Origin of the sequence: Peptoniphilus grossensis ph5, from assembly GCF_000311825.1 — a bacterium.
GTDB lineage: Bacteria > Bacillota > Clostridia > Tissierellales > Peptoniphilaceae > Peptoniphilus_A > Peptoniphilus_A hominis.
Genome location: NZ_HE978570.1, coordinates 124,204 through 126,506, shown reverse-complemented (window position 1 = coordinate 126,506; position 2,303 = coordinate 124,204). Strand labels below are relative to the sequence as shown.

The window sequence follows — 2,303 nt, the reverse complement described above, 5'->3', positions numbered from 1 at the left end:
GGTTGGATACCCTTCTTATATTGCGAAATATTAAGGAGGTGTTAAAATGCTAAATCAAAAGTTGGCTTGGTTTAATTTAACAAGAACAGAACTAATTAATATTATCTTAGGGTCTATGATTGAGTCATTTACACTTGTAAATATTCATATTCCATCTCAAATTACAGAAGGTGGAATCCTAGGTCTGGCCTTATTATCTTATAAGACCTTTGGTATAAATCCATCAATTCTAAGTTTAATAATGGATGTGATTTGTATCATTATGGGAATAAATATTTTTGGAAAGGCATTTTTAAGAAAGACTTTATTGGCTTCATTATTTTTTGCCATCTTCTATAAAATATTTTCCCTTATGGGACCAATCATTCCTAATCTTTATAGCTATCCATTTTTGGCAGCTGTATTTGGAGGCATTGGCATTGGACTAGGTTGTGGACTTGTAGTATCTCAAGGAGGAGCCTCAGGTGGAGACGATGCCTTGGCTCTTGTAGTAGCAAATAAGAGTAGGATAAATATTTCTTATGCCTACTTACTAATGGACGTAATTGTCTTAGTAATGTCCTTAACTTATATTCCCCTTGCTAGAATAATTTATTCTCTAGTTACTACAACAATATCATCTGTTTTAGTAGGTCAATTTGAGATTAATGTTAGTCCAGCAGTGGAAAAAACAAATCTTTCCATTTAAAATTTTATTTTAAATAAAGATTTCCAAGTTTATATATGAAAAAGGGTAGCTTCGGCTACTTTTTAGTAGCAAATATAGTGTAAGAAAGGAAGTAATTCCTAGCTTGCACTATTTTTTTAATAAAGATTAGCGTGACGAGGTTTTTTAGGCTTAAAAGATCCGAAAACTTTGGAGCTTACATTTTTTATAAAGATGTATGAGAAAATTTGTAAGGCTATAGAGCTGGGAAAAATAATAAAAATAAGTTTAAAATAATTTTTAAATGATAAAAATAGAAAAAACTTTATAATCCTTATAAAATTCTATATAATAATAGGGAATAAAAATAGATAAGATGAAAGAAAAAAAATAAAAATAAATACAAATAATCATTGACAAAGATCCAAAGACTGTATATAATATCAATGTTACTAAGCCGCAGACAGTAGGTGGCAATGCCATAAGTCCTACCGAGGTTTGAAATTCGGATTTATTTGATTTTCACATCTCACGGCGGCGTGAGATTTTTTTATTTTGGGGGTGACAAATTGAAAGAAGAAAAACTACAATCAAAACAAGCCCTAGTTGATGAAATTAAAGAGAAAATTCAAGGAGCTCAATCAATTGTACTTGTAAACTACAGAGGTCTAACAGTTGAAGAAGTAACTGAACTTAGAAGCAAGTTTAGAGAAGCAAATGTTGACTACAAAGTTTATAAAAACACAATGATGAGACGTGCCTTTGAAGAACTAGAAGTAAGTGGTCTTGAAGAATTTTTAAAGGGACCAAGCGCTATTGCTTTCGGAATGGAAGATCCAGCATCCGCAGCAAAAATTTCATCTGAGTTTGCAGAAAGTCATGAAGCATTAGAAATTAAAGCAGGTTATGTTGACGGAAAAGTATTATCACTTTCTGAAGTTGATGCACTTGCTAAATTACCATCTAAGGAAGTTCTTGTTGCACAAGTACTTGGCGGCTTGAACGCACCAATCCAAGGATTTGCTAATGTATTAAATGGAACACTATCAGGATTTGCAAGAGTTATTGCACAAATCGCTGATAAGAAAGAAAATGAAGCAGCATAATTAATATGCAAAAAAATTAAAATTATAAAATTACGGAGGAAATAAAATGTCAGAAAAAGTAGAAAAATTAATTGAAGAAGTTAAAGAACTTACAGTATTAGAACTATCAGAAGTAGTTAAGGCTCTTGAAGAAGAATTCGGAGTATCAGCAGCAGCTCCAGCAGCAGTAGCAGCAGCTCCAGTAGCAGCTGGCGCAGCTCCAGCAGCAGCTGAAGAAAAAACTGAATTTGATGTAATCATCACTGAAGCAGGACAAGAAAAAGTTAAAGTTATAAAAGTAGTTAAAGACCTTACAGGACTTGGACTTAAAGATGCAAAGGCAGTAGTTGACGGAGCACCTAAAGCAGTTAAAGAAGGCGTTTCAAAAGACGAAGCTGACGACATCAAAGCTAAACTTGAAGAAGCTGGCGCAACTGTAGAAGTTAAATAATTTAACTTATTTAAATTTTAAAGAAACTGTCCCATTGGGGCAGTTTTTTTGTGGAAATAATTTATAAGTTTGTAAAGAAAAAGAGAACTCATTTTACAGCGAGTTCTCTTTTTTTTAAGGC

General features: G+C 32.7%; 3 protein-coding genes and 1 other annotated feature. All 3 genes read left to right on the top strand.

The window, feature by feature from the left end:
- Positions 1–46: 46 nt before the first annotated feature.
- Positions 47–688 (top strand): DUF6198 family protein, encoded by a 642-nt coding sequence (locus HGPG_RS09810; RefSeq protein WP_019125917.1) that lies wholly within the window; start codon positions 47–49, stop codon positions 686–688.
- 397 nt (positions 689–1,085) lie between these two features.
- Positions 1,086–1,207: a sequence feature (ribosomal protein L10 leader region), on the top strand.
- A gap of 8 nt (positions 1,208–1,215) precedes the next feature.
- On the top strand, positions 1,216–1,752 hold the full coding sequence (gene rplJ / locus HGPG_RS09805; RefSeq protein WP_019125916.1) for a 50S ribosomal protein L10: 537 nt from the start codon (positions 1,216–1,218) through the stop codon (positions 1,750–1,752).
- Positions 1,753–1,798: 46 nt separating this feature from the next.
- Complete coding sequence (rplL, locus tag HGPG_RS09800) at positions 1,799–2,182, top strand: 50S ribosomal protein L7/L12 (RefSeq protein ID WP_019125915.1); 384 nt, start codon at positions 1,799–1,801, stop codon at positions 2,180–2,182.
- Positions 2,183–2,303 lie beyond the last annotated feature (121 nt).